Raw genomic sequence first — 26,121 nt, 5'->3', positions numbered from 1 at the left:
GAGATGACTCCGAAAACCCCCTCGATCGTCCTGGCGGGCGGCGGAACAGCCGGCCACATCAGCCCACTCCTGGCCATCGCAGCAGCGGTGCGGAGTGCCTCCCCGCATGCTGCCCTGCTCGCCGTCGGAACACCCTCCGGGATGGAAACCCGGCTTGTCCCGGCCGCAGGGGTGGAACTCGCCACCATTGACCGCGTGCCGTTCCCCCGGAGACCCTCCGTGGACCTGGTCCGGCTGCCGGGACGCCTGGCCGGGGCCGTGCGCCAGGCGGGCGCCATCCTCGACAAGGCGCAGGCGGACGTCCTGGTGGGCGTCGGCGGATACGTCTGCACCCCGATGTACCTCGCTGCCCGGAAGCGGCGCATCCCCATCGTGATCCACGAGGCGAACGCACGGCCCGGCCTGGCAAACAGGGTTGGGGCGATGCTGACAAAGCGGGTCGCGGTCGCCTTCGACGGCACGCCGCTCCCGCATGCGGTGCACGTCGGTATGCCCATGCGCACCGGGATTTCCTCCCTCGACAGGTCTGCAGCACGGCCCGCCGCCAGGGCGGCACTGGGACTTGACCCGGACAAACCCACCCTGATCGTGACCGGAGGTTCCTCAGGCGCCCAGAGCATCAACCGGACCATCGGCGGCGCAGTCGGGCAACTGGCAGCCGCCGGCATCCAGACCCTGCACATCACCGGGCGCGGCAAGTCGGTCGTGGACGACGCCGGCAAGCCGATCACGACCGACGGCTACCGTCAGGTGGAATACGTCGACGGCATGGAGCTTGTCTACGCCGCCGCCGACGTGCTGCTGGCCCGGTCGGGAGCCGCAACTGTCTGCGAAGCAGCTGCGGTAGGAGTCCCTGCCGTCCTGGTGCCGCTGCCCATCGGCAACGGGGAACAGGCACTGAATGCCGCGGGCCTCGTGGCGGCCGGCGGCGCGCTGCTGGTTCCGGACCGGGACTTCAACGCCGGCTACGTCGCCCGGGAGCTGATACCGCTGGTCACCGACAAGGAACGGCTCGCCACCATGGCGGCCAATTCCTACCGGCTCGGCATTCGAAACGCCGACCAGCGCATGGCTGGTCTCATCCTGGAAGCGGTAACTGCATGAACCCCCACAACGCCGGCCTCGAATCCCCGGGCAGCCTGGAATCCCTCGGCAAGGTCCACTTCATTGGCGTCGGCGGCGTCGGAATGTCCGCCGTGGCGCGGATCATGGTGGCCCGCGGTGTCCCCGTCAGCGGCTCGGACGCCAAGGACCTTCCGGTCATGGCGGACCTGGCCGCGGCGGGTGCCCGCATCGCCGTCGGCTACGACGCTGCCAACCTGGGCGACGCGCAGACGGTGGTGGCCGGCTCGGCGATCCGCGCAGACAACCCGGAGCTTGCTGCCGCCAGGCAGGCAGGCCTGCCCGTGCTGCACCGCTCCGAGGCGCTTGCCGCCACCATGGGGGAGGACCTCGTGGTTACGGTGGCCGGAACCCATGGCAAGTCCACCACCACGTCCATGGTCACCGTCCTGCTGCAGGGTGCAGGGCTGGATCCCTCGTTCGCGATCGGTGCCAACGTGCCTGCCCTCGGTGTCAATGCCGCGCACGGGAACTCCGGAATCTTCGTCGCCGAGGCCGACGAGTCCGACGGTTCATTCCTGAACTACCGGCCCTGGATCGCGGTGGTCACCAACGTTGAGCCTGACCACCTGGACCACTACGGTACGGCGGAGGCGGTCTATGAATCCTTTGACCGTTTCACCGCACTGCTGCCCGCGGACGGCGTGCTGGTTGCCTGCGCCGACGACGCCGGGGCGCTGGCCCTTGCCGAAAGGACCAGGGAGCGCGGCAACACCCGCGTGGTCCTGTACGGCACCCGTGCCGGTTCGGACCTGGTACTGCACGACGACGGTCCCGGCAAGGTGTGGGTGTCCGGACCCGCGGGCCGCCTCGGACTTTCGCTGCAGGTGCCGGGGCGGCACAATGCGCTGAACGCCGCCGCCGCGTTCGCCGTGGCCCTCGAACTGGGCGTTGAACCCGCCGCCGCGGCCGCTGCACTGGCTGACTTCTCCGGGGCTGCCCGGCGCTTTGAACTGAAGGGATCCGCCAGGGGCGTCCGGGTCTTCGATGACTACGCGCACCACCCCACCGAAGTCCGCGCCGCCCTGACGGCAGCGCGGTCGGTGGCAGGGGAGCACAAAGTCCATGTGCTCTTCCAGCCGCACCTGTTTTCACGGACCCGGGAATTCGCCGGGAGTTCGCCGAGGCCCTCAACCTCGCCGATACCGCCCTGGTACTGGATATCTACCCCGCCCGCGAAGACCCGATTCCCGGCGTTTCCAGCCAGCTCATCGCCGATCATCTGGGCGCAGGCGGGAGGCTGGTTCCGGCGTCCGACGCTGTGGCAGCCCTCGCCGACGCGGCGAAGGAAGGCGACATCGTCCTGACGGCGGGCGCCGGTGACGTCACCGCGTACGGCCCGCTGATCGTCGAGGCCCTGCGTGCCTAGCTCGCGCCGGCCCACCTACCGGCCAGCCGGAAGGACGGGGAGCACAGCCACCGGCCCCGGCGGGAAAAACACGCCGGCTTCCGGGCGGCTGGACATGGGCGGCGATGACGTTATCTCCGCATCCCGCAGCCTTCCGGAAACAGCGCCGGACAAGCCTGCCGCAGCCAAAAAACCCGCGAGGGCCGCAAAACCGGCCGGTGAGGGCAAGCTCCGTTTCCCCGGGCTCCGGAAGGACAAGCCCGCAGAGCCGGCCGGCGGGGCCCCGAACGTCCTGGCATTTCCTGAACCAAAGGGAAAGCGGCGCAAGAGGAACCTGCTCATGGTGGCAGCTGCCGTGGTGGCGCTCGTTGCCGGGCTGCTGGCGGGAGCCGTCTACTCGCCTGTGCTGGCACTGGAATCCATCTCGGTCTCCGGCACGCGGCTGCTGACCCCTGAGCAGGTTCAGGGCGCGCTGGAGCCGCTGCGGGGCAAGCCCCTGCCGCAAATCACAGACGAGGAAGTGGGGCGGCTGCTTGAGCCGCTGGTCCAGGTGAAGTCCGTCTCGGCCGAAGCGCGGCCCCCGTCGGGACTGGCCGTTGCCGTGCGGGAGCGCGTGCCCGTGGCGCTGGTCAAGCAGGGGGAGCAGTACCAATTGGTGGACGTGGAAGGCGTGCAACTGGCCGCCACTGCGGATCCCGCCTCGGTCTCCCTGCCGGTGATTGACGGTGGTGCCGGGACGATCGGCCAGGACCTGTTCCGCGCCACGGCGGCCGTCCTGGGTGCGCTGCCGGCCGATGTCCTGGCCAAGCTCAGCAATGCCTCGGCACAGTCCGTGGACGCGGTTGAGCTCAAGCTCGTGGACGGCCAGACCATCATCTGGGGGAACGCATCGGAGAAGGAACTCAAGGCTAAAGTCCTGGAGGCGCTCCTCAAGGTTCCAGCCGACCCCAAAAACCCGGTCAAGGTGTACGACGTCAGCGTGCCCCGGCACCCGGTGACGCGGTGACCGGCATTCTTTCCGGTATTAATCCGACACGCGGACCCGGTTATTGAATGTGGGAACCAGAGGAAATACCGTCACAGACATGAGTTACTTGACATAACTATAACCTTCAAGTCGAAGGTTAAGGTTTCAGGCTTCAAGCTCTCCATCAGTTTTCGCAATAAACACGAACAAGGGACACGTAACGTGGCAGCTCCGCAGAATTACTTGGCCGTCATCAAAGTCGTCGGCATCGGCGGCGGTGGCGTGAACGCAGTCAACCGCATGATCGAGGTCGGCCTCCGGGGCGTTGAATTTATCGCCATCAATACGGACGCCCAGGCCCTGCTCATGAGCGATGCCGACGTCAAGCTGGACGTTGGCCGCGAGCTGACCCGTGGCCTGGGTGCGGGAGCCGATCCCGAGGTCGGCAAGCAGGCGGCCGAGGACCACGCTGACGAGATCGAGGAAGTGCTCCGCGGCGCGGACATGGTCTTCGTCACCGCCGGCGAAGGCGGCGGCACCGGCACGGGCGGCGCACCCGTCGTCGCCCGCATCGCACGTTCACTTGGCGCGCTGACCATCGGTGTTGTCACCCGTCCCTTCACCTTCGAGGGCCGCCGCCGGGCCGGATCCGCAGAAGCGGGCATCGACGCCCTCCGCGACGAAGTGGACACGCTGATCGTGATCCCGAACGACCGCCTGCTGTCCATCAGCGACCGCAACGTCTCGGTCCTGGACGCCTTCCGCTCGGCGGACCAGGTGCTGCTCTCCGGTGTCCAGGGCATTACGGACCTCATCACCACCCCCGGGCTGATCAACCTCGACTTCGCGGACGTCAAGTCCGTCATGCAGGGCGCCGGTTCCGCCCTCATGGGCATCGGTTCCGCCCGCGGCGAGGACCGTGCCGTCAAGGCCGCGGAACTCGCCATCGCCTCCCCGCTGCTCGAAGCTTCCATCGACGGCGCCCACGGCGTGCTGCTCTCCATCCAGGGCGGCTCGGACCTCGGCCTGTTCGAAATCAACGAAGCCGCCCGCCTGGTCCAGGAAGTTGCCCACCCCGAGGCAAACATCATCTTCGGCGCCGTCATCGACGACGCCCTGGGTGACGAGGCGCGCGTCACCGTTATCGCCGCCGGGTTCGACGACGTCAAGGCGACCTCGCCGTCGATGGACCAGTCCCAGCCGCAGGCGGCTCCGCAGCGCCCGGCCGCGCCTTCCGCAGCGCCGGCACCCGCGCAGGCGCCGTCGGCCGGGAACCACCAGCCCAGCGCCCAGCCCGTCCATGCCGGTGTTGGTGCCGCAGGCCTCAGCAGCTGGGGCCAGCAGCGTCCGTCCGCCGTCCCCGCAGACTCCGGGTTCGACGTCGACCTTCCTTCCGTGGTGGAGCCGGACCTCACCGGCAACCACCCGGATGACCTGGATGTCCCCGACTTCCTGAAGTAGGCCCCGGCTTGTTCCATTGGCGCGCCGACATCCTGCCCGGGGTGTCGGCCGCATTCACGAATACGGACGCGGGCAACCTGGCGCTGCATGTCGGGGACGATCCTGCCCTGGTGCAGCAGCGCCGTGCCGGGCTTGAACGGTCCATGGGCGTGGCGCCGACCGGACTCCGCTTCATGAACCAGGTCCACGGCACGGCCGTGGCCCTCATGGAGCCGGGTACGGCAACGCCTGAGGCGGACGCCATGGTCTCCCGCGGAGTCCCGCTGGCTGTGATGGTGGCGGACTGCATCCCCGTGCTGCTTGCGGCCGAATCCGCGGACGGTCCCGTCCTCGCGGCCGTCCACGCGGGCCGGCCGGGAATCGCCAACGGGGTCATCCCGGCAGCGGTGGAGAGCATGAAGTCCCTGGGCGCGGGCGCTGTCCGGGCCTGGCTGGGTCCCTCCATCTGCGGACGCTGCTACGAGGTTCCCGCCGCACTCCAGGATGAGGTGGCGGCAGAAGTGCCCGCCACCCGCAGCACCACGTCCTGGGGCACCCCCCGGACTGGACCTGCCGGCCGGGGCGCGCAGCCAGCTGGAGCAGGCAGGCGTGGAGGTGGCGTACACCGGAGCATGCACGTTGGAGACAGAGTCGCTCTTCTCCTACCGTCGCAACCGGAACACCGGCAGGTTCGCGGGACTGGTGTGGTGCCATGACTGACGCGCCGGAGGCTGGGGATTCCCGCACTGCCGAGCTGGCCGGGCGGCTGGTCGTGGTCCGGCGGCGCATCGAGGCAGCCGCAGCGGCCGCAGGCCGGGAGGACCGCCTGCCCACGCTGATCGTGGTCACCAAATTCCACCCGGCGGCGGACATCCGCCGGCTTGCAGCGCTGGGCGTAACCGATGTCGGCGAGAACAGGGACCAGGAGGCGGCCGCCAAGGCCGCGGAACTGGCAGACTGCGGGCTCACCTGGCACTTTGTGGGCCAGCTGCAGACCAAGAAAGCCAAATCGGTGGCACGCTATGCCGCCGCGGTCCACTCCGTGGACCGGCCCCAGTTGGCGGAGGCCCTCGCTAAAGCCGTTTCCGCGGCACGGGCAAGCACAGGCCGGGCTCCGCTGGATTGCTTCATCCAGGTCAGCCTCGAGGACGACGCCGGTGCGCACCGCGGCGGTGCCGTACCCGCCGACGTTCCCCGGCTGGCAGAACAGATCGCGGCGGCCGACAGCCTGCGCCTCGCGGGCGTGATGGCGGTGGCCCCGCTCGGCGCCGCGCCAGAGCCTGCCTTCGAGAAGCTCGCCGGCGTTTCGGCGCAGCTGGTGGCGGAGCACCCGGCGGCCACGGGCATCTCGGCAGGCATGAGCCAGGACCTGGAGGCAGCCATCAAGTTCGGGGCGACACACCTGCGGATCGGTTCCGATATTCTCGGATCACGTCCCGCGGTGGGGTAGCGTCGGTCCTGTTGGAAGTGATGGGCGGGGGACCCCAATGCTGTCGAGTCATTGGACGGCCCGCGTACGGGACACGAATAGGAGTCGACCATGGCCGGCGCTCTGCGCAAGACAATGATCTATCTTGGGCTCGCCGACGGCGATGAGCATTACGAGTCCGAGCAACAGACCGCACGTAAGGATGAGGACGAAACGATGGAAGTTGACCGCGAGGAGCGCCGTGCACCCGCACCCGTCCGCGAGGTCAGCCGCGAAGCGTCCTACACCCCTGAAGAGGAATACCGCGCCCCAGTGACTCCCATCAAGCGAGCGGCTTCGAGCCGCGAAGAGACCGGCGGCCTGCGCCAGATCACCACCATCCACCCGCGCTCCTACAATGACGCCAAACTCATCGGCGAGAGCTTCCGGGACGGCATTCCGGTGATCATGAACGTCACCGATATGGGTGAAGCGGATGCGAAGCGGCTGGTGGACTTCTCCGCAGGACTCGTGTTCGGGCTGCGGGGGAGCATCGAACGGGTGACCAACAAGGTATTCCTCCTGTCGCCGTCGTACGTCGAAGTCATCGGCGACGACAAGAAGGCCAGCGACAACACCGCCAGCTTTTTCAACCAGAGCTGACCATCAGGCAGGATCCGGATGCCAGGCAGGGACACCTGTCTGGCATCTGTGCTGAAATAGACGGGAAGCATCGGCAGCAAACTGCCGTACCCACAATGGACATGGAGATATGAATTAAGTCATGGGAATTGTTTTCGGACTTGTCTATCTCGCGCTCCTGCTGTTTTTTGTGGCCCTCATCATCCGCCTGGTCTACGACTGGGTCCAGATGTTCGCCCGGGAGTGGCGGCCGCGCGGGGCTGCCCTGGTGGCCGCGCACGCCGTGTACACCATCACCGATCCGCCCCTGAAAGTCCTGCGCCGGCTGATTCCGCCCCTCCGCCTGGGCGGCATCTCACTGGACCTGGGTTTCCTGATCCTCTTCATTGCCGTAAGCATCGCCATGGGAATCACGCGGGGACTCGCCTGATTTACCAAAAGAACCAGCAGCGCAGCCTGGACCCGCGGGAACAGTTACTGTGAAGCGTAGAAACTCGCGTTTGACACTGCAGTGTTGAATTAGAGTAAGCAGACCAAATTTAGGTACCGTAGTTTCGACGGCCGGAAGGCCTACTGACTAACCAGACCAGTGAGGTGACCAGATGGCTTTGACGCCAGAAGACGTTGTCAATAAGCGCTTTCAGCCGACCAAGTTCCGTGAGGGCTACGACCAGGATGAAGTTGACGACTTCCTGGACGAGATCGTCGTGGAGCTCCGCCGCCTGAACCAGGAGAACGACGAGCTCCGGAAGAAGCTCGCCGAAGCCGGGTCCAGCGTTCCTGCCAGCGCCGCAGCCGCCCCCGTGGTGGAGAAGGTCCCCGCGCCCGTCAAGTCCGACAAGGACGAGGCACGCGAAAAGGCCGAGGCTGAAGCCAAGGCCGCCGAAGCTGCCAAGAAGAAGGAAGCCCAGGCTCCCGCTCCGGTTGCTGCCGCCCCCGCTCCCGCCGGCCAGGCCGCCGTCGCCACGCCGTCCGCCGAATCTGCCGCAGGCCTGCTGGCCATGGCACAGCAGATGCACGACCGCCACGTTGCCGACGGCCAGGCGCAGAAGGACAAGATCATCGCCGAGGCGCAGATCGAAGCCAGCAGCCTCGTCAACGACGCCCAGGAAAAGTCCCGCAAGATCCTCGGCGCCCTCGAGCAGCAGCGGTCCGTCCTGGAGCGCAAGGTGGAGCAGCTCCGCGGCTTCGAGCGGGATTACCGCTCGCGCCTGAAGGCCTACATCGAAGGCCAGCTCCGCGACCTCGACGCCCGCGGTTCAGTGGCTACGCCGGAAGTAAGCGAAGCCAACTAGTCCGTCAAGCACGTATTCTGAAAGCCGGTGGCTGAGGATTCCTCGGCCGCCGGCTTTCGGCATTGACACCTGTTTTACGAATGAAAGCACCATGACTGACGAACTCGCTGCAGACGCTGCACGCCCTGTCCCGCCCTCACCGCGCCCCCGCCGGGCCGTGCTGCTGTCCCTCTTCGCCGGGTTCGCGGTCTTTGCCTACGTTTTGGACCAGCTGACCAAGCTGTGGGTCACCTCCACCATGGTGGAAGGGGAACGGATCCCGGTCTTCCCGCCGCTGCTCCACTGGTACTTCATCCGCAACTCCGGCGCGGCGTTCTCCATCGGCGAGAACGTCACCTGGGTGTTCTCCATCATCATGGCCGTGGTGGCCGTCGCCATCGTCTTCCAGATCCGGAAGCTGGGCTCAAAATGGTGGGCCCTGGCCCTGGGCCTGCTCCTGGGCGGGGCGCTGGGCAACCTTACCGACCGGCTGTTCCGGGAGCCGTCCTTCGGCATGGGGCACGTGGTCGACTTCATCCAGCTTCCCAACTTCGCCATCTTCAACATCGCCGACTCCGCCGTTGTATCCGCCGTCGCCATCATCTGCATCCTGACCCTGCGCGGGGTGGCACTGGACGGCACCCGCGTAGCCGCGGAGCGCAAGGAGAAGTCCGGCGATGCCTGAGCGGTACGTCGTTGCCGAGGAATACGCCGGCTCCCGGGCCGACGCCGGGCTGGCAGGAATCCTGGGCGTCTCCCGCTCCGTCGCGGCGACCCTGATAGCGGAAGGCCATGTGGTGAGCCGGGGCAAGGCCCTGGGCAAATCGGCAAAGCTGGCAGCGGGGGACGTCCTGGACGTCAGCATCCCGGAACGGCGGGACCCGCTTGAAGTCGTGGAGGAAGTTGTGGAAGGCCTGAAGATCCTGCTTGACGACGAGGATTTCGTCGTCGTGGACAAACCCGTGGGCGTTGCCGCCCACCCGTCCCCGGGCTGGGTGGGACCCACCGTGGTGGGCGGCCTCGCAGGCGCCGGATACCGCATCTCCACCTCCGGCTCGCCTGAACGCGCCGGCATCGTGCACCGCCTCGACGTCGGAACATCCGGGGTGATGGTGGTGGCCAAGACCGAACGGGCCTACACGGCCTTGAAGCGTGCCTTCAAGGAACGGACCGTGGACAAGGTGTACCACGCCGTGGTGCAGGGCCTGCCCGACCCCCTGACCGGCACCATCGACGCCCCCATCGGCCGGCACCCCGGCCACGACTGGCGGTTCGCCGTGATCGAGGACGGCCGGGAGTCCGTGACGCACTACGAGGTGATCGAGGCATTCGGCAAGGCCAGCCTGGTGGAAATCCACCTCGAAACGGGCCGGACCCACCAGATCCGCGTGCACTTTTCCGCGCTGCGGCACCCCTGTGCCGGGGACCTGACGTACGGCGCCGATCCCAGGCTCGCCGCCACCCTGGGCCTGACCAGGCAGTGGCTGCACGCCCGCGAACTTGCCTTCGACCACCCGGGCACGGGGGAGCGGATCAGGGTCACCAGCGACTATCCGCAGGACCTCGCATACGCCCTTGAGGTCCTGGGCTCCGGACGGGCCTGACACTGGCGGGCATGACACGGGCGGCCGGAGGCCAGCGCTTAGAATAGTGCGGTGACTTCCAGCAATGATTCGTTTGTCCACCTGCACACCCACACCGAATATTCAATGCTGGATGGAGCGGCCCGCCTGGGGGAGCTGTTCGATGAAACCGAACGCCTGGGCATGCCCGCGCTGGCCACCACCGACCACGGCTACCTGTTTGGCGCCTTCGACTTCTGGCAGAAGGCCCAGGCCAAGGGCATCAAGCCCATCATCGGCGTTGAAGCCTATGTGACTCCCGGTACGGCCCGCACGGACAAGGAGCGCGTCCGCTGGGGGGACGAGTCGCAGCGCAAGGACGACGTCTCCGGCGGTGGTTCCTACACCCACATGACCCTGCTCAGCTATAACAACGTGGGCATGCGGAACCTTTTCCGGGCCTCGTCCATCGCGTCGCTGGACTCGGTCTTCGGCAAGTGGCCGCGCCTGGACCGCGAGCTGCTCAACACCTACTCCGAGGGCCTCATCGCCACCACCGGCTGCCCGTCCGGGGAAGTGCAGACCAGGCTGCGGCTGGGCCAGTACCGCGAAGCGCTGGAGGCGGCCGCCGAGTTCCGGGACATCTTCGGCGCCGAAAACTACTTCTGCGAACTGATGGACCACGGCCTGGATATCGAACGCCGGGTCACCGGGGACCTGCTGCGGCTCGCCAAGGAACTCAACCTTCCCTGGTGGCCACCAACGACCTCCACTACACCCACGAGCACGACGCCAAAGCCCACGAGGCGCTGCTGGCCATCCAGTCCGGTTCCACCCTGCTGGAACCGACCTATGACAACGGCGGTTCGCGCTTCGCCTTCTCCGGCAGCGGCTACTACCTGAAGTCCCCGCAGGAGATGCGCGAACTCTTCCGCGACCACCCGGACGCCTGCGACAACACACTCCTGATCGCCGAACGCTGCGAGGTGTCCTTCAACACGGACGCCAACTACATGCCCCGGTTCCCCTGCCCGCCCGGCGAGGACGAGACCTCCTGGCTGGTCAAGGAAGTCGACAAGGGCCTGCAGTACCGCTACCCGAAAGGCGTGCCGGATGAGGTCCGCAAGCAGGCCGACTACGAGCTGGGCGTCATCACCTCCATGGGCTTCCCGGGCTACTTCCTGGTGGTGGCCGACTTCATCAACTGGGCCAAGAACAACGGCATCCGGGTAGGTCCGGGCCGTGGTTCCGGCGCCGGTTCCATGGTGGCCTACGCCATGCGCATCACCGACCTCGACCCCCTGCGTCACGGCCTGATCTTCGAACGCTTCCTCAACCCCGACCGTGTCTCCATGCCCGACTTCGACGTCGACTTCGATGACCGGCGGCGGCCCGAGGTCATCGACTACGTGACCAAGAAGTACGGCGACGAGCGCGTGGCGATGATCGTCACGTACGGCACCATCAAGACAAAGCAGGCGCTCAAGGACTCCTCCCGCGTCCTGGGTTACCCCTTCAGCATGGGCGAACAGCTCACCAAGGCGCTGCCGCCCGCCGTCATGGCCAAGGACATTCCGCTCGCCGACATCCAGAACCCGGAAGCGAAGCGCTACAGCGAGGCAGGCGACTTCCGCCAGCTGATCGCCACGGATCCCGAAGCCGCGAAGGTGTTTGAAACCGCGCTCGGCATCGAAGGGCTGAAGCGCCAGTGGGGCGTCCATGCCGCCGGCGTGATCATGTCCTCCGACCCGATCATCGACGTCATCCCGATCATGCGCCGGTTCCAGGACGGACAGGTGATCACCCAGTTCGACTACCCCACGTCCGAGGGACTGGGCCTGATCAAGATGGACTTCCTGGGCCTGCGGAACCTGACGATCATTTCCGACGCCCTCGAGAACATCAAGATGAACCGCGGCATCGACCTGGACCTCGAAAACCTCGAGCTGGACGACGCCGCCTCCTACGAGCTGCTGGCCCGCGGCGACACCCTGGGCGTGTTCCAGCTCGACGGCGGCCCCATGCGGTCCCTGCTCAAGCTCATGAAGCCTGACAACTTCGAGGACATCTCCGCCGTGCTGGCCCTGTACCGGCCCGGTCCCATGGGCGCCAACGCCCACACCGACTACGCGCTGCGCAAGAACGGCATCCAGGAAGTCATCCCGATCCACCCGGAACTCGAGGAACCGCTGGCCGAGATTCTGGGCGGAACCTACGGCCTGATCGTGTACCAGGAGCAGGTTATGGCGGTGGCGCAGAAGCTGGCCGGCTACACCCTGGGCCAGGCCGACATCCTGCGCCGTGCCATGGGCAAGAAGAAGAAGTCCGAACTGGACAAGCAGTTCGCCGGCTTCTCCCAGGGCATGCAGGACAACGGCTACTCGATGGAGGCCGTCAAGACCCTGTGGGACATCCTGCTGCCATTCTCCGACTACGCCTTCAACAAGGCCCACTCGGCCGCTTACGGCGTGATCTCGTACTGGACCGCGTACCTCAAGGCGCACTATGCGCCCGAGTACATGGCCGCGCTGCTCACCTCTGTGGGTGACGACAAGGACAAGTCCGCCATCTACCTCAACGAGTGCCGGCGCATGGGCATCACGGTGCTTCCGCCGGACGTCAACGAATCCGCCCTGAACTTCACCCCGGTGGGGAACGACATCCGCTTCGGCATGGGGGCCATCCGGAACGTCGGCGTCAACGCGGTGGAGGCTATGGTGGCGGCCCGCGAAAGCGAGGGCGCCTACACGTCCTTCAAGGACTACCTGATGAAGGTTCCGGCGGTGGTCTGCAACAAGCGCACCATCGAATCGCTGATCAAGTCAGGCGCCTTCGATTCACTGGGGCACACCCGACGCGCCCTGGCCATGGTCCACGAAGAGGCCATCGATTCGGTCATCACCCTGAAGCGGAACGAGGCGATCGGCCAGTTCGACCTCTTTGCCGGGATCGGGGAGGCCGAGTCGGAGTCGTCCCTCAGCATCGAAATCCCGGACCTGCCGGAGTGGGAGAAGAAGGACAAGCTGTCCTTCGAACGGGACATGCTGGGCCTGTACGTCTCGGACCACCCGCTGCAGGGCCTCGAAGGGCTCCTCAGCCAGCACGCGGAGATGAGCATCACCTCGGTGCTGGGGGAGGACGGGCCGCAGGACGGCGCCATCATCACCATCGCCGGGATGATCACGTCCCTGAGCCGCCGGATCGCCAAGGCCAGCGGCAACGCCTACGCCCGGGCCGAGGTTGAGGACCTGGGCGGTTCCATGGAAGTGATGTTCTTCGGCCAGGTCTACGGTCCCATCGCATCGGTGCTGGCCGAGGACCTGATCGTGGTGGTCAAGGGCCGGCTGCAGAAGCGCGACGACGGCGCCGTCACGCTGAACTGCATGGAGCTTTCGGTCCCTGACCTGAGCGAGGGCATGAACGGTCCCTGGTGATCACCATGCCCACGCACAAGGCCACGGAGGCAGTGGTCACCGAACTGGGCGACGTGCTGCGCACCCACCGGGGCAACTCCGAAGTCCGCCTGCACCTGCAGGGCGATACCCGCACGGAGGTCATGGCCCTGCCCGTGCACCTGCGGGTGAACCCCAGCCCGTCCCTGTTCGGCGACCTGAAAGTCCTGCTCGGCCCGGCCTGCCTGGACGCCTGACGAAACCGCGGACGACGGCGGGCCGCACGTCCCGCCGTCGTCCGCGGTCCGCGGCGGGAAGCGTCAGATCTCGTAGTCAAGGGGCATCGGCTGCCCGTAAGCGCCGCCGTGGTACAGCAAAGGCGACCCTTCGCCGCCCACCTGGCCATCAACCACCTGGACCACCACCACGGCGTTGTTCTCGAAGGAGAGCCGCATCTGTACCTCGCCGATCAGCCAGCCGGCAACGTCCTTCAGGATGGGCACGCCGTGCGGCCCGATCTCCCAGTGGTTGCCTTCGAAGCGGTTGCCAGGGCTGGCAAAGCGGGCGGCCAGCTCCTGGTTCTCCAGCCCCAGCATGTGGACACCCAGGTACTGCGTGTTGGCCACCGCCGGCCAGGACCTGGAGCTGCGGGCCATGTTGAATGTGAACCGGGGCGGCCTGGCTGACAGCGACGCCACCGACGTCGCAGTGAACCCGTAGGGCTCGTCCTGGTAGTTCACCGTGATGATGGCAACCCCGGCGGCATGGCGCCGGAACATTTCCCGGAACGTCTGCTCGAAGGGCGCGCTGTTGTCGGCCACCGAAAACTCCTGACATGGATGGGTGCTTCCCTCCAAGCGTATTGTCCGCAGGCTCCACGGGGGAATCGCCGGACCGGTTCTGCGCGCCGCGCCGCCGGAACGTTTGTTAAGGTTTGTTGCATGGTCAAACTTTCCCGCCGGACGTCGTCGCGGCTGCCCTTGACCCTGCTGGCGGTCCCGGCGGCGGCGGGCGTCCCCGCGGGCATCCTGTGGTGGCTGCTCGCTCCCGGCGGCCTGAACCTGATCACCAGGGATCCCGGCCTCGCGGCCGGGACCAACCCGGCGGTCTGGCTGCCACGCGACCTGACCCTTGCCGCCATCATGGTTGTTGCCGGCTGCGTGCTGGGCGTCTTCCTCGCAGACAAGAAGCGCGCCAACCCGCAGGCGGCACTGCTGCTGGGGCTCGGCGGCGCCCTTGCCGGCAGCCTCCTGCGCCTGGCAGGCCGGCATGTTGTCCGCCATGCTGTGGGGTCCGGCAGTGGACGCCTCCGCCAACGCCAGCATCGCCTTCTCGCTCCGGGCGCTGCCGGTGCTGCTGCTGTGGCCGGCGGCCGCGGCAATATCCGTCTTCGTGCTGGAACTGCAGGATCTGCTGGGAAAGAAACCTGGCAGTGGCGCCGACGCGGCCGCTCCCGCCCCGGGCCGTACAGCACCGTAACGGTCGCACGAAAGCGCCCGCCGGCAGCGGCGCCCGTCCGCCCGGCCCGTAAAATGAACGGGTCCCGTAAAATGGTCCGGTGACCATTTCTTCGGAGTTTCCCGCCCCCGCCACTGCCGCTGTGAACTTTCGCACCATTGACGTCCGCGGACAAAACCTGGCCCTGGCGGGCCTGCGCGCGGCCGTGCCCCGGGCCAAGGGCCAGACTGTTGCCGATGCCGAAGAAAAGGTCCTGCAGATCATTGCCGCTGTCCGGGAGCGCGGCTTCGACGCCCTCGGCGAGCTGGCGCTCCGCTTCGATGGCGTCCGCCAGGAGCACCCCCTGGTTCCGCAGGAAGCCCTCGCCGCAGCACTGGAACAGCTGGACCCGGCGGTGCGCGCAGCCCTCGAGGAATCCATCAGCCGAGCACGCAGGTTCGCGGACGGGCAGCACCCGCGCAACGTTGACGTGGAACTCGGTGACGGCGCCGTGGTCAGCCAGAACTGGGTACCCGTGGCGCGGGTTGGGCTGTACGTGCCCGGCGGCCTGGCCGTATACCCGTCCTCGGTGATCATGAACGTGGTTCCGGCGCTTGCCGCCGGGGTGGAGTCCATTGCCCTCGCGTCACCCCCGCAGAAGGAATTCGGCGGCCTGCCCCACCCCACGATCCTTGCTGCGGCAGCGCTGCTCGGCATCACCGAGGTTTACGCGATCGGCGGGGCCCAGGCCATCGCGGCCTTCGCCTACGGCATCGCGGAAACGCCCGCCGGTCCCGCACTGGAACCGGTGGATGTGGTGACGGGACCGGGCAATATTTTCGTCGCCACCGCCAAACGCCTGGTCAAAGGCGTGGTCGGAATCGACTCCGAGGCCGGCACCACGGAGATTGCCATCCTGGCTGATTCCTCCGCCCAGCCCGCCCTCGTTGCCGCGGACCTGATCAGCCAGGCCGAACACGACCCCCAGGCCGCCTCTGTGCTCATCACCGATTCGGAGGACCTCGCCTCCGCAGTGCGCGCCGAACTGGACCGGCAGGCGGCGGCCACCAAGCACTCGGACCGGGTGCGCGAGGCCCTCTCCGGCCCCCAGTCCGGCGTCGTCCTGGTGGACGGCCTCGACCAGGGCATTGCCGCCTGCGACGCCTACGCCGCCGAACACCTGGAGATCATGACCCGCGACGCGTCCGCTGTCGCCGCCCGGATCCGCAACGCCGGTGCCATCTTCGTGGGGACTACAGCCCGGTCAGCCTGGGAGACTACTGCGCCGGCTCCAACCACGTGCTTCCCACCAGCGGCACCGCTGCGTTCTCGTCCGGCCTCAACGTGACCACGTTCCTGCGCGCCATCCAGGTGGTCAACTACAGCCGGGATGCGCTCAAGGAAGTCAGCAGCCACATCGTGAATCTCTCCCGCGCGGAGGATCTTCCGGCTCACGGAGACGCCGTCACTGCCCGTTTCGCGGAGGACTGAGCACTACATCTAGTAATTACAGGCTTGTTATTACGCTACATGTGCCCGTAAACTGGAAGACGCTACAGCGCGGATCTTCCGCGCGCTCATTGGGAAAATCCCGGCAGCGGGACAATGCGAGGGAGGGACACCGTGTACTGTCCGTTCTGCCGCAATCCCGACTCCCGCGTGGTGGACAGCCGCATGGCGGACGACGGCTCGGCCATCCGGCGGCGCCGGCAGTGCCCCGAGTGCGGCCGCCGGTTCACCACCGTGGAAACCACCAGCCTCTCCGTCATCAAGCGTTCCGGCGTCGGCGAGCCCTTCAGCCGCAGCAAGGTGATCAACGGCGTGCGCAAGGCCTGCCAGGGCCGGCCAGTCAGCGAGGACGACCTCGCACTGCTTGCCCAGGAAGTCGAGGAGCAGATCCGCGCCTCCGGCGCAGCGGAGATCGACGCGCACGAGGTCGGCCTCGTCATCCTTGGCCCGCTGCAGAAGCTGGACAAGGTGGCATACCTGCGCTTTGCCAGCGTCTACCAGGCCTTCGAATCCCTCGAGGATTTCGAGACTGCCATCTCCCTGCTGCGCCACGAGGCCGAGCAGGATGCCAAGGGCACGCCGGCGAAGAACGCCAAGGGTACTGAGAAAAGCCCCCTCTAATCTCCGGTGGCCGCAGCGGAGGGGAAGCCGCAGCCGCCACCGGCACATAAGACAGGACGCCCCTTCCGGTACCGGAAGGGGCGTCCTGTCTTAACCGTCTACTTTGCCAGCTTGTGCTTCAGGGCGATCTCGATGGCGGCGCCCACGATGCCTGCCTCGTTCCGAAGGACTGCGGGAACAATCGGGGTGCGCAGCTTCAGCTTGGGCAGGTACTCGTCGGCGCGTTTCGAGATGCCGCCGCCCACGATGAACAGTTCGGGGGAGAAGAGGAACTCCACGTGGGAGAAGTAGCGCTGCAGGAGCACGCTGTACTCGTCCCAGGACAGGCCGTCCCGCTCACGTGCCACCGCGGAGGCCTTGGTCTCGGCGTCGAAGCCGTCGATTTCCAGGTGGCCCAGTTCGGCATTGGGGACGAGCTTGCCGTCGAAGATGAAGGCTGAGCCGATGCCCGTGCCGAGGGTGATCACCAGGACGGTGCCGCCGACGCCAGCGCCGGCCCCGTAGCGGGCCTCTGCCAGGCCGGCGGCGTCGGCGTCGTTAATGACCTCGACCGGCCGGTTCAGGCGTGCGGTGAGCATGGCGTCGATGTCGGTGTCCAGCCAGCTCTTGTCGACGTTGGCCGCGGAGTGCACCACGCCGTGCTGGATGATGCCCGGAAAGGTGACGCCAACCGGGGAACCGGCGGCGGGCGCCTCGGGGCGGGCCGACAGTTCGGCAACCACCAGGGCGACGGCCTCCGTCACGGCCTCGGGGGTGGCGGGCTGCGGCGTGGGCACCCGGAACCGTTCACCCACCAGCTTGCCCTTCTTGAGGTCGACAATGCCGCCCTTGATTCCCGTGCCTCCGATGTCGATGCCGATCAGCGGGGCGTTCTTGTGCGACTTCTCGTCCTTCTTGGCCAAAATGGGTTTCCGTTCGTGGCAGGTGCGGGCAGGAAAGGGGCGGCCGGTGGCCGGCCCCGGAATTGATGTCCGGCCAGGGGCCGGTGGTTCAGTTCATCAGGGGTGTGGGCGCGCCAGACATAAGCGCGGCACTCAGGGCAGGGTGAGGATCTCGGCGCCGGATTCGGTGACCAGCAGCGTGTGCTCGAACTGGGCCGTGCGCTTGCGGTCCTTGGTGACAACCGTCCAGTCGTCCGCCCACATGTCCCACTCCACGGTGCCCAGCGTGAGCATCGGCTCGATGGTGAACACCATGCCGGCCTCGATCACGGTGCTGTAGGCCGGGGCTGCGTCGTAGTGGGGAATGATCAGTCCGGTGTGGAACGCTTCGCCCACGCCGTGGCCGGTGAAATCGCGGACCACGCCGTAGCCGAACCGCTTGGCATAGGACTGGATGGCCCTGCCGATGACGTTGATCTCGCGGCCGGGGGCTACTGCCTTGATGGCCCGGTTCAGCGATTCCTGCGTGCGTTCCACCAGCAGGCGGGACTCCTCGTCCACATCGCCCACCAGGAAGGTGTGGTTGGTGTCGCCGTGGACGCCGTTGATGTAGGCAGTGATGTCGATGTTGAGGATATCGCCGTCCTGGACCACCGTGCTGTCCGGGATGCCATGGCAGATGACCTCATTCAGCGAGGAGCACAGCGACTTCGGAAATCCGCGGTAGCCAAGGGTGGAGGGGTAGGCCTGGTGGTCCAGGAGGAACTCGTGGCCCACCCTGTCCAGCTGGTCCGTGGTCACGCCGGGCTGGATGTGCTTGCCCACCTCAACGATGGCCTGCGCCGCGATTTTTCCGGCGATCCGGATCTTCTCGATTGTCTCGGCCGACTTCACCTCGGACCCGTGAATTTGGCGGGGGCGGGCCTGCCGACATACTCCGGACGGGGGATGGACGCCGGGACGGGACGCTGCGGGCCTACGGTACCGGGGGTGAGGGTGCCGATGGGTGCAGTGGAGGCAAGGGAAGGCATAGATTGATCATATAAGGCACCACAGAACGCCTAACAACCGGGAGCCGTGGCGGGCGCGCGTATGCATTTGTGTTACGCGGGTCACGCCGCAGCTTCCCTGCCTGCCGGAACGGGAGCAACGATGACTGAGTACTGGTACAACATCAAAACCCACGAGGTGGAAGAGGACCGGCTCTCTGACTGGAGCCAGCTGATCGGGCCCTACCGGACGCGGGAAGAGGCCGAACACGCCCTTGAGAAGGTCCGGGCCCGCAACGAGGCATGGGAAAAGGACGACGACGACTGACAGCAGGCCCGCCCTGCCCGCCTGTCGCGCGGGCTGGGTGGGTCCGGGTCAGAAAGTGTGCTCCGGGCCGGGGAACTGCCCGGACCGAACGTCCTCGCCATAGGCCGTCGCGGCGTCGAGGAGGGTGCTGCGAAGGTCGGCGTACTGCTTGACGAACTTGGCCATCCTGCCGCCCCGCAGGCCGGCCATGTCCTGCCAGACGAGGACCTGGCCCGTGGTTTCCTTGCCTGCTCCGATGCCCACGGTGGGGACGCTGACAGCTGCATCCACGGCAGCCGCCGTCTGGGCCGGCACCATTTCCATGAGCACGCAGAACGCACCGGCGTCGGCGAGTGCGACGGCGTCGTCGATCAGGCGCTGGGCGTCGTCGCCCCGGCCCTGCACCCGGTACCCGCCCAGGGCGTGCTCGCTCTGCGGGGTGAAGCCGATGTGGGCCATGACGGGAATGCCCGCCTGCACCATGGCCCGGACGCTGGGGGCGTAGTACTTGCCGCCCTCGATCTTGACTGCGTGGGCCAGGCCTTCCTTGAGGAACCGGACCCCGGCGGCCACGGCCTGCTCCGCGGAAACCTCGTAGCTGCCGAACGGCAGGTCTGCCACCACCAGTGCGCGCTTCGCGGACCTGGCCACGGCACGGCACAGCGGAAGCAGTTCGTCCACTGTGACAGGCAGGCTGGTCTCGTTGCCGAACACGTTATTGGACGCCGAATCGCCCACCAGGAGGACCTCGATGCCGGCTGCGTCGAAGATTTCGGCCGTGTATTGCTCATAGGCGGTCAGCATGGCGAATTTGGTACCGTCGCGCTTGGCCTGCTGCAGGTGGTGGATGCGTACCTTGCCCGGCTTGGATGCCGGCGACGGCGCAGGCCCGTTGCCGTAAGGTGCGGGGACTTCGGCGGACGCGCTGGAATTCGGGCTGTTGCTTGAGGCCATGGCATGAGCGTAGTGCGGTACCTGCCGTCCTAGCTACACTGCCGGTCCCCGCGCGGGGTGATAAGGGTCATATACGGCAGGCGCGCACGTGCCGTCCGGGGCGCGCAAAGCCCGACGGCGGCACTCTCCCGGGGGCCGCCGGGTGTTAACGCTGTGTTACGCGCGGCGCAGGCGCCAGCATTGGCGCCGAATGCTTAGTACAGTGTTTGTGAACCGCTGCCGGCTTCCCCCAATCACCGCGGACCCCGGAGCATGGACGTTGACCGGAGAAGAGGCCATCATGGACCGCCAGCAAGAGTTTGTCCTGCGCACAATCGAAGAGCGCGACGTACGTTTCGTGCGCCTGTGGTTCACCGACGTCGTGGGTTCGCTCAAGTCTGTTGCCCTGGCGCCGGCCGAGGTCGAAGGCGCCTTCGAGGAGGGGCTGGGCTTCGACGGCTCGGCCATTGAGGGCCTTGCCCGTGTCTTCGAATCGGACATGCTGGCACAGCCTGACCCGTCCACGTTCCAGATCCTGCCGTGGCGCGGCGAGACGGAGCAGACGTCCCGCATGTTCTGCGACATCCTCACCCCCGACGGCGAGCCCTCCGCCGCTGATCCGCGCAACGTCCTGAAGCGGACCCTCGCCAAGGCCGCCGACATGGGCTTCACCTGCTACACCCACCCGGAGATTGAGTTCTACCTGCTCAAGTCCCAGGAACTCGGCCCGGACGGAGCGCCGGTGCCGGTGGACGAGGGCGGCTACTTGACCACGTCCCGGGCGGCGTCGCCCAGGACTTCCGCCGCACCGCCGTCACCATGCTGGAATCGGTCGGCATCTCCGTGGAGTTCAGCCACCACGAGGGCGGGCCCGGCCAGAACGAGATCGACCTCCGCTACGCGGATGCGCTGCAGACAGCGGACAACATCATGACCTTCCGCACGGTCATCAAGGAAGTGGCCCTGCAGCAGGGCACCTATGCCACCTTCATGCCCAAGCCGTTCACCGCTCACCCGGGCTCCGGCATGCACACGCACTTCTCCTTGTTCGAAGGGGACACCAACGCATTCTACGAGGCCGGCGCGGAATTCCAGCTGTCCAAGACCGCCCGCCAGTTCATCGCCGGCATCCTCAAGCACGCCCCGGAATTCACCGCCGTCACCAACCAGTTCGTGAACTCCTACAAGCGCCTCTGGGGCGGCGGCGAGGCTCCCAGCTACCTGAGCTGGGGCCACAACAACCGCTCGGCCCTGGTCCGCGTGCCGCTGTACAAGCCGGGCAAGGGCCAGTCCGCCCGGATCGAATACCGCGGCATCGACTCGGCCGCGAACCCGTACCTGGCCTATGCGGTGCTGCTCGGTGCCGGCTTGAAGGGCATTGAGGAAGGCTACGACCTTCCGGCCGCCGCCGAGGACGATGTCTGGTCGCTGAGCTCGGCCGAACGCCGCGCCATGGGGCACGACCCCCTGCCGGCCAGCCTGCACGACGCCATCCGCTCGATGGAGGATTCCGAGCTGATGCCGCAGATCCTGGGCGAGCAGGTGTTCGAGCACTTCCTGCGCAACAAGCGCGCCGAGTGGCAGGACTACCGGCTGCAGGTCACGCCCTACGAGCTGCAGCGCAACCTCGGCATCCTCTAGGCGGCGGGCGTGAGCCTGGCACGCCGCCTGATCGCGGCCGGTTTCAGCGACCTGGACAAAGGCGAACGGTTCCTGGCTGCCCCGGAGTTGGAGGGCCTGGACCAGGACACGCTATTCGCCGGGCTGCAGATGGCGGCCAGCCCGGACACCGCCCTGCAGTCCCTGGTCCGGCTGATCGAGAAGCATCCGGACCTCCGGGAACTGGCCAGTGCAGAGCCTGACACCAGCGAGCCGCTGTACCGGGTGCTGGGAGCATCCGAGGCGCTGGGCGAGTTCCTCATCCGGCATCCCGAGCATCTCGACGCCTTCCACGTCAGGGCCAGTCCCGAACCGTTGCCGGGAGATCCGGCGAAACTGCGCGCCACGCTCCTGCAGTCCGTAGGCGCTGATCCGCGCGCCGCCCGACCGGTCGCGGCGGCCACCGGGCCGGATGCCTATGCGGCCCTGCGCACCGCGTACCGCAGGGGAGTAGTGGACCTTGCCGTCAAGGACCTGTGCGCGGCGGACCCGCTCGACTTCCTGCCCTCGGTGGGCGGGGAACTCGCAGACCTTGCCGGTGCCGCCATTGAGGCCGCACTGGCCGTATCGCGCGCAGAAGCCGCCGGACAGTACGGCGCACCGGACGTGGCGGAGGTCGGGCTGGCCGTCATCGGGATGGGCAAGTGCGGGGCACGCGAGCTGAACTACATCTCCGACGTCGACGTCATCTATGTGGTGGACGGCGGCGGCCTGGAGGACGCCCGCGCCAACACCATCGGCACGGCGCTGGCCAGCGGCATCTCCCGCGCCATCTCCTCGGTGGCGCGGGAACCCGGCCTGTGGGAGGTGGACGCCAACCTGCGCCCCGAAGGCAAGTCGGGGCCCCTGGTGCGCACCCTGGCCTCCCATGAGACCTACTACGCCCGCTGGGCGGAGAGCTGGGAGTTCCAGGCGCTCCTGAAGGCCCGGACCATCGCCGGGGATGCCGAACTGGGGCGGCGGTACGAGGACGCCGTGGCACCGCTGATCTGGAGTTCGGCGGGCAGAGACGGGTTCGTGGAATCTGTCCAGGCCATGCGGCGGCGGGTCACCGAGCATATTCCTGCCGCGGAGGAACAGCGGCAGATCAAACTGGGCCGCGGCGGACTGCGGGACGTCGAGTTCACCGTCCAGCTGCTGCAGCTCGTCCACGGCAAGGCGGACGAGACCCTCCGACGGCGGGACACCACCTCCGCGATCGCGGCCCTGTCCGCAGGCGGCTACATCGGCAGGTCAGACGCCGCCGCGTTCGACAACGCCTACCGGTACCTGAGGCTGCTGGAACACCGGATCCAGCTGTTCCAGCTGCGCAGGACCCATCTCATGCCCGTCGCCGAACCGGCGCTGCGGGCCCTGGCCAAGGCAGTCCTGGGGCCGTTCTCGAACGAGCGGCCGCATCCCGACGCGCTGCTGGCCGCCTGGCAGAAGACCAAGCGCTCCGTGCGGGAACTGCATGAGCGGATCTTCTACCGGCCCCTGCTGAATACCGCCGCCAGGCTCAGCAGCGAAGATGCAAGGCTCACTCCGGAAGCTGCCCAGGGCCGGCTGGCGGCCCTCGGCTACCGGGATCCGCAGGGCGCCATGCGCCACATCGAGGCCCTGACGGCTGGAGTCAGCCGGCGGGCGGCACTGCAGAAACAGCTGCTTCCGATCCTCCTCGACTGGCTCGCGGAAGGAGTGGACCCCGACGCCGGCCTGCTCGCCTTCCGGCGCGTCAGCGAGGCCCTGGGCACCACGCACTGGTACCTGGGCATGCTCCGGGACTCCAATGCCGCTGCCGAGCGTCTCTGCCACATGCTCTCGAACTCGCGGCTGATCGCCGACCTGCTGGAAGTTTCGCCTGAATCGGTCGCCTGGCTCGGCCACGACAAGGACCTGGTGCCGGTGCCGTTCGAGGCGCAGTGGCAGGAAATCACCTCCAAAATGTCACGGCACGCCGATCCCGAAAGTGCCATGCGCCTCATCAGGCTGATCCGGCGGCGGGAAATCCTGCGGATCGCCATCGCCGATTCCGCGGGGCTGCTGGACCAGGACCAGGTGGGAGCCGCGCTGGCCGACACTGACAGGGCGGCAGTCCTGGGCGCCCTGCGGGTGGCCGAGGGCATCGTCTCCGCCGGCGGGCCGCTGAAGACGGCCGTGCTGGTCGTGGCGATGGGCCGCCAGGGCGGCCGTGAAATCGGGTACGGTTCGGACGCCGACGTGATGTACGTGCACCGGGCGCTCCCGGGCTACACGGAGGCGGAGGCCCAGGAACAGGCTGCCCGGATCGTCACCAAGGTCTCAAGCCTGCTGACCCAGCCCGTGAAGCCGGCCATTATGGCAGAGCGGGTGCTCCAGATGGACGCCGACCTCCGGCCGGAGGGGAAGAACGGGGCCATGGTGCGGTCCCTGGACTCCTTCGCCGAGTACTACCGCCGCTGGTCGCTCATCTGGGAGGCCCAGGCGCTGCTGCGGGCACGCCCCATGGCGGGCGACGACGAACTGGCAGCGGACTTCCTGGCCCTGATCGACCCCATCCGCTATCCCGAAGCGGTGTCCGACCAGGACGTGCGGGAAATCCGCAGGATCAAGGCGCGGGTGGAATCCGAACGCCTGCCCCGCGGGGCTGATCCCGCCCGCCACCTCAAGCTTGGCCGCGGCGGCCTCAGCGACGTCGAATGGCTGGTCCAGCTGCTCCAGCTGCAGCACGCAGGCAAGCACCCGGAGCTGCGCACCACCTCCACGGTGCAGGTTATGGAGGCCGCTGCCCGGCTGGGACTCCTCGCACGGGAGGATGCGGACCTCCTGGCGCAGGCGTGGCGGCTGGCCAGCCGGATCAGGTCCGCCAACGTCATCTGGAGCGGCAAGGCATCGGACCTCCTGCCGTCGTCGCGCCGCGACCTGGAAGCCGTGGCACGGTGGTGCGGCTACGAACCCGGCCGCGCGGCCGCACTGGAGGAGGACTACCTGCGGGTCAGCCGCCGTGCCCGGGCCGTGTTTGAACGCGTGTTTTACGGGCAATAGCCGGCTTCCGGCTGCTGTCCCTTTGTCCGGGCCCGGTGCTACCTTTGGCCCATGGCTACCCAACTCTTCCTGAACCTGCCCGTCAAGGACCTCCAGCGCTCCGTCGAATTCTTCTCCTCCCTCGGCTTTTCCTTCAATCCGGACTACACGGATGAGAATGCCACGTGCATGATCGTCAATGACAACGCCTGCGTGATGCTCCTGGTGGAGGACTACTTCCGGACCTTTACCTCCAAGGACGTCGCCGGGACCGCGGGGGCGGCGGAAGCCATCATGTCCTACAGCGTGGACAGCAGGGAGGCCGTTGACGAGGCAGTCCGGTCCGCCCTTGCCGCCGGGGGCAGCTTGTCGGAGGATCCCCGCGACCTGGGCTTCATGTACAACCACAGCTTCCAGGATCCCGACGGTCACCTCTGGGAGGTCTTTTGGATGGATCCTGCCGGCATGGCCGACCCAGCTGCCGGCAGCACCTCCGGCACTGTGCCGTCCTGACCGCCCGTGCAGTCCTGAACGGCGGGTCAGTCCTGAACGGGGAACGGGTCTGGCTCATCCCGCTGCGGGACCTCGACGCCGACGCCCAAGCCATCCAGCTCAACGAGGTAGCACAGCTGCAGCTCAGCCCGGGCCAGGAACGCTTTGTGGGGGACCCCCTGCGGATGGCCCTGGCCGGCCTGGCCGAGGAATCGCGGCGCCCCTACGTCATTGAGTCGGACGGGCGTGCTGCCGGAGTGCTCACTTTGCAGCGCGGGGCGGCACGCCTTGCCGGCTGGCCGGACGATGACAGTGCCTGGCTCCTCAGGGGATTCCTTGTTGACCGGCGGCTGCAGGGACGTGGGATCGGCCGCCACGCAGCCGCCGCTGCCGTGCTGGCCGCCGCCCGTTTGACGGCGCGGCACCGCACTGGGGAGTCCGGCGTCGTGCTGTCTGTCAACGAAGCCAACCCTGCAGGGCTGGCCGCCTACCGCGTCGCCGGATTCACTGACCACGGCCGGTACGACGGCGGCCCCTCCGGGCCGCAACGGACCATGTTCCGGCGCTTTCCGGATGCCACGATGAGGTAACAGCGGCAGGCCGGCATTGCACTCCCTGGCGGATTGGCCGATTATGTGGATTGGCGGTGTTCTTCAACCTTGTTGGGGGAAGGCTTGATCAGTCTTCGTCTCGGGGGGCATTCGTCAGGGGGTCCGGCTCCCGGTCTCAGCACGTCAGGGGCCGGGCTCCCACCTTCAGCGAATACAGCGGCGCCAGCGCGCAGGCTCCCGTTCTCTTCGGCGCGGCTAATGCTTGGCCAATGGCTGCTGATGAAGAGAAAGACCCTCCCGTACCTGCTGACGTGGAGGGCAAGATCCCGCGAAAGGTCCATGAACCCGACCCGGACGATCATGGGGTGACGGCCGGCGAACAACACAGCGGCAGCCAGTCCTCCGGCGCAAGCCAGGAACTTTCCCTGAACAGCGAAAGGCCCCGCGGCTTGGGGGAATCGCGGGACCTCTCGGGCTACTTCACTGTTTGGGGGATTGCGAAGTAACCGACACAAAGTTACTGGGCAGTAGGGTGGCCCCGCAAATCGGGGCCAGCTGAAACGCGGGCGGATAGACGAAAGGCGGCTACAGGTTTAGGAAAACCC

General features: G+C 67.3%; 19 protein-coding genes and 6 pseudogenes. 21 read left to right on the top strand and 4 right to left on the bottom strand.

Features of this window, described 5'->3' with window-relative positions; translation table 11 throughout:
- Positions 1–3 precede the first annotated feature (3 nt).
- The 12 genes and pseudogenes from murG to dnaE all read left to right on the top strand — a co-directional run bounded on the left by murG (position 4) and on the right by dnaE (position 13,412).
- The gene (gene murG, locus ACPEE0_RS11945) at positions 4–1,104 is read left to right on the top strand and encodes an undecaprenyldiphospho-muramoylpentapeptide beta-N-acetylglucosaminyltransferase (RefSeq protein ID WP_424574545.1); all 1,101 of its coding nucleotides are present in this window, start codon (positions 4–6) and stop codon (positions 1,102–1,104) included.
- A pseudogene (murC, locus tag ACPEE0_RS11940) lies at positions 1,101–2,491 on the top strand (UDP-N-acetylmuramate--L-alanine ligase). Before murG ends, murC begins: the two are co-directional and overlap by 4 nt.
- Positions 2,484–3,476 carry a cell division protein FtsQ/DivIB gene (locus ACPEE0_RS11935; protein WP_424574544.1) on the top strand — a complete coding sequence of 331 codons (993 nt, stop codon included), beginning with the start codon at positions 2,484–2,486 and terminating at the stop codon, positions 3,474–3,476. The pseudogene murC and the gene ACPEE0_RS11935 overlap by 8 nt, the downstream one beginning before the upstream one ends.
- A gap of 183 nt (positions 3,477–3,659) precedes the next feature.
- Positions 3,660–4,898 carry a cell division protein FtsZ gene (ftsZ, locus tag ACPEE0_RS11930; RefSeq protein ID WP_424574543.1) on the top strand — a complete coding sequence of 413 codons (1,239 nt, stop codon included), beginning with the start codon at positions 3,660–3,662 and terminating at the stop codon, positions 4,896–4,898.
- 8 nt (positions 4,899–4,906) lie between these two features.
- Positions 4,907–5,597 (top strand): annotated as a pseudogene (locus ACPEE0_RS11925) (polyphenol oxidase family protein).
- Positions 5,590–6,327 carry a YggS family pyridoxal phosphate-dependent enzyme gene (locus ACPEE0_RS11920; RefSeq protein WP_424574542.1) on the top strand — a complete coding sequence of 246 codons (738 nt, stop codon included), beginning with the start codon at positions 5,590–5,592 and terminating at the stop codon, positions 6,325–6,327. Before ACPEE0_RS11925 ends, ACPEE0_RS11920 begins: the two are co-directional and overlap by 8 nt.
- A 90-nt stretch (positions 6,328–6,417) precedes the next feature.
- On the top strand, positions 6,418–6,948 hold the full coding sequence (locus ACPEE0_RS11915) for a cell division protein SepF (RefSeq protein ID WP_009359118.1): 531 nt from the start codon (positions 6,418–6,420) through the stop codon (positions 6,946–6,948).
- A 121-nt stretch (positions 6,949–7,069) separates the two neighbouring features.
- Positions 7,070–7,357 (top strand): YggT family protein, encoded by a 288-nt coding sequence (locus ACPEE0_RS11910; protein ID WP_009359117.1) that lies wholly within the window; start codon positions 7,070–7,072, stop codon positions 7,355–7,357.
- Between the two features lie 172 nt (positions 7,358–7,529).
- Positions 7,530–8,222 (top strand): DivIVA domain-containing protein, encoded by a 693-nt coding sequence (locus ACPEE0_RS11905; protein WP_009359116.1) that lies wholly within the window; start codon positions 7,530–7,532, stop codon positions 8,220–8,222.
- Between the two features lie 91 nt (positions 8,223–8,313).
- Positions 8,314–8,886 (top strand): signal peptidase II, encoded by a 573-nt coding sequence (lspA, locus tag ACPEE0_RS11900; RefSeq protein ID WP_009359115.1) that lies wholly within the window; start codon positions 8,314–8,316, stop codon positions 8,884–8,886.
- A complete protein-coding gene (locus ACPEE0_RS11895; RefSeq protein WP_354176255.1) occupies positions 8,879–9,805 on the top strand; it encodes an RluA family pseudouridine synthase in 927 nt (308 codons plus the stop codon). Before lspA ends, ACPEE0_RS11895 begins: the two co-directional genes overlap by 8 nt.
- Positions 9,806–9,856: 51 nt before the next feature.
- A pseudogene (gene dnaE, locus ACPEE0_RS11890) lies at positions 9,857–13,412 on the top strand (DNA polymerase III subunit alpha).
- A gap of 63 nt (positions 13,413–13,475) precedes the next feature.
- On the opposite strand, the gene ACPEE0_RS11885 reads toward dnaE, so the two are convergent.
- On the bottom strand, positions 13,476–13,976 hold the full coding sequence (locus ACPEE0_RS11885) for a flavin reductase family protein (RefSeq protein WP_009359113.1): 501 nt from the start codon (positions 13,974–13,976) through the stop codon (positions 13,476–13,478).
- Positions 13,977–14,096: 120 nt separating this feature from the next.
- Here ACPEE0_RS11885 and ACPEE0_RS11880 point away from each other — a divergent pair, with 120 nt between their 5' ends.
- The 3 genes and pseudogenes from ACPEE0_RS11880 (at position 14,097) to nrdR (ending at position 16,722) form a co-directional block, all read left to right on the top strand.
- Positions 14,097–14,717 carry a hypothetical protein gene (locus ACPEE0_RS11880; protein ID WP_424574541.1) on the top strand — a complete coding sequence of 207 codons (621 nt, stop codon included), beginning with the start codon at positions 14,097–14,099 and terminating at the stop codon, positions 14,715–14,717.
- Positions 14,714–16,083, top strand: a pseudogene (gene hisD / locus ACPEE0_RS11875) (histidinol dehydrogenase). Before ACPEE0_RS11880 ends, hisD begins: the two are co-directional and overlap by 4 nt.
- A 132-nt stretch (positions 16,084–16,215) precedes the next feature.
- Positions 16,216–16,722 carry a transcriptional regulator NrdR gene (nrdR, locus tag ACPEE0_RS11870; protein WP_009359110.1) on the top strand — a complete coding sequence of 169 codons (507 nt, stop codon included), beginning with the start codon at positions 16,216–16,218 and terminating at the stop codon, positions 16,720–16,722.
- 98 nt (positions 16,723–16,820) lie between these two features.
- On the opposite strand, the gene ppgK is transcribed toward nrdR, so the two are convergent.
- Both ppgK and map read right to left on the bottom strand, forming a co-directional pair.
- Positions 16,821–17,624 (bottom strand): polyphosphate--glucose phosphotransferase, encoded by an 804-nt coding sequence (ppgK, locus tag ACPEE0_RS11865; protein WP_009359109.1) that lies wholly within the window; start codon positions 17,622–17,624, stop codon positions 16,821–16,823.
- Between the two features lie 132 nt (positions 17,625–17,756).
- A pseudogene (map, locus tag ACPEE0_RS11860) lies at positions 17,757–18,634 on the bottom strand (type I methionyl aminopeptidase).
- A 121-nt stretch (positions 18,635–18,755) separates the two neighbouring features.
- Here map and ACPEE0_RS11855 point away from each other — a divergent pair.
- Positions 18,756–18,920: a hypothetical protein gene (locus ACPEE0_RS11855; protein ID WP_009359107.1), complete on the top strand. Its 165-nt coding sequence runs from the start codon at positions 18,756–18,758 to the stop codon at positions 18,918–18,920.
- 48 nt (positions 18,921–18,968) lie between these two features.
- Here ACPEE0_RS11855 and panB read toward each other — a convergent pair whose 3' ends face one another.
- Positions 18,969–19,853, bottom strand: a complete 885-nt coding sequence (panB, locus tag ACPEE0_RS11850) for a 3-methyl-2-oxobutanoate hydroxymethyltransferase (RefSeq protein WP_424574540.1) — start codon at positions 19,851–19,853, stop codon at positions 18,969–18,971.
- A gap of 280 nt (positions 19,854–20,133) precedes the next feature.
- Between panB and glnA the strand changes: the two are divergent.
- From glnA to ACPEE0_RS11825, 5 genes and pseudogenes are all read left to right on the top strand, one after another.
- Positions 20,134–21,473 (top strand): annotated as a pseudogene (gene glnA / locus ACPEE0_RS11845) (type I glutamate--ammonia ligase).
- 9 nt (positions 21,474–21,482) lie between these two features.
- The gene (locus ACPEE0_RS11840; protein ID WP_424574539.1) at positions 21,483–24,494 is read left to right on the top strand and encodes a bifunctional [glutamine synthetase] adenylyltransferase/[glutamine synthetase]-adenylyl-L-tyrosine phosphorylase; all 3,012 of its coding nucleotides are present in this window, start codon (positions 21,483–21,485) and stop codon (positions 24,492–24,494) included.
- A gap of 51 nt (positions 24,495–24,545) precedes the next feature.
- The gene (locus ACPEE0_RS11835) at positions 24,546–24,986 is read left to right on the top strand and encodes a VOC family protein (RefSeq protein WP_424574538.1); all 441 of its coding nucleotides are present in this window, start codon (positions 24,546–24,548) and stop codon (positions 24,984–24,986) included.
- Between the two features lie 32 nt (positions 24,987–25,018).
- Positions 25,019–25,555: a GNAT family N-acetyltransferase gene (locus ACPEE0_RS11830; protein ID WP_152419614.1), complete on the top strand. Its 537-nt coding sequence runs from the start codon at positions 25,019–25,021 to the stop codon at positions 25,553–25,555.
- Positions 25,556–25,785: 230 nt separating this feature from the next.
- Positions 25,786–26,022, top strand: a complete 237-nt coding sequence (locus ACPEE0_RS11825; protein WP_009359102.1) for a hypothetical protein — start codon at positions 25,786–25,788, stop codon at positions 26,020–26,022.
- Positions 26,023–26,121: the final 99 nt, after the last annotated feature.

The organism is Arthrobacter sp. SD76 (assembly GCF_049726125.1).
In the GTDB taxonomy this organism is placed as follows: Bacteria; Actinomycetota; Actinomycetes; order Actinomycetales; family Micrococcaceae; genus Arthrobacter; species Arthrobacter nitrophenolicus.
This window is presented reverse-complemented; position numbering and strand designations above follow the sequence as displayed.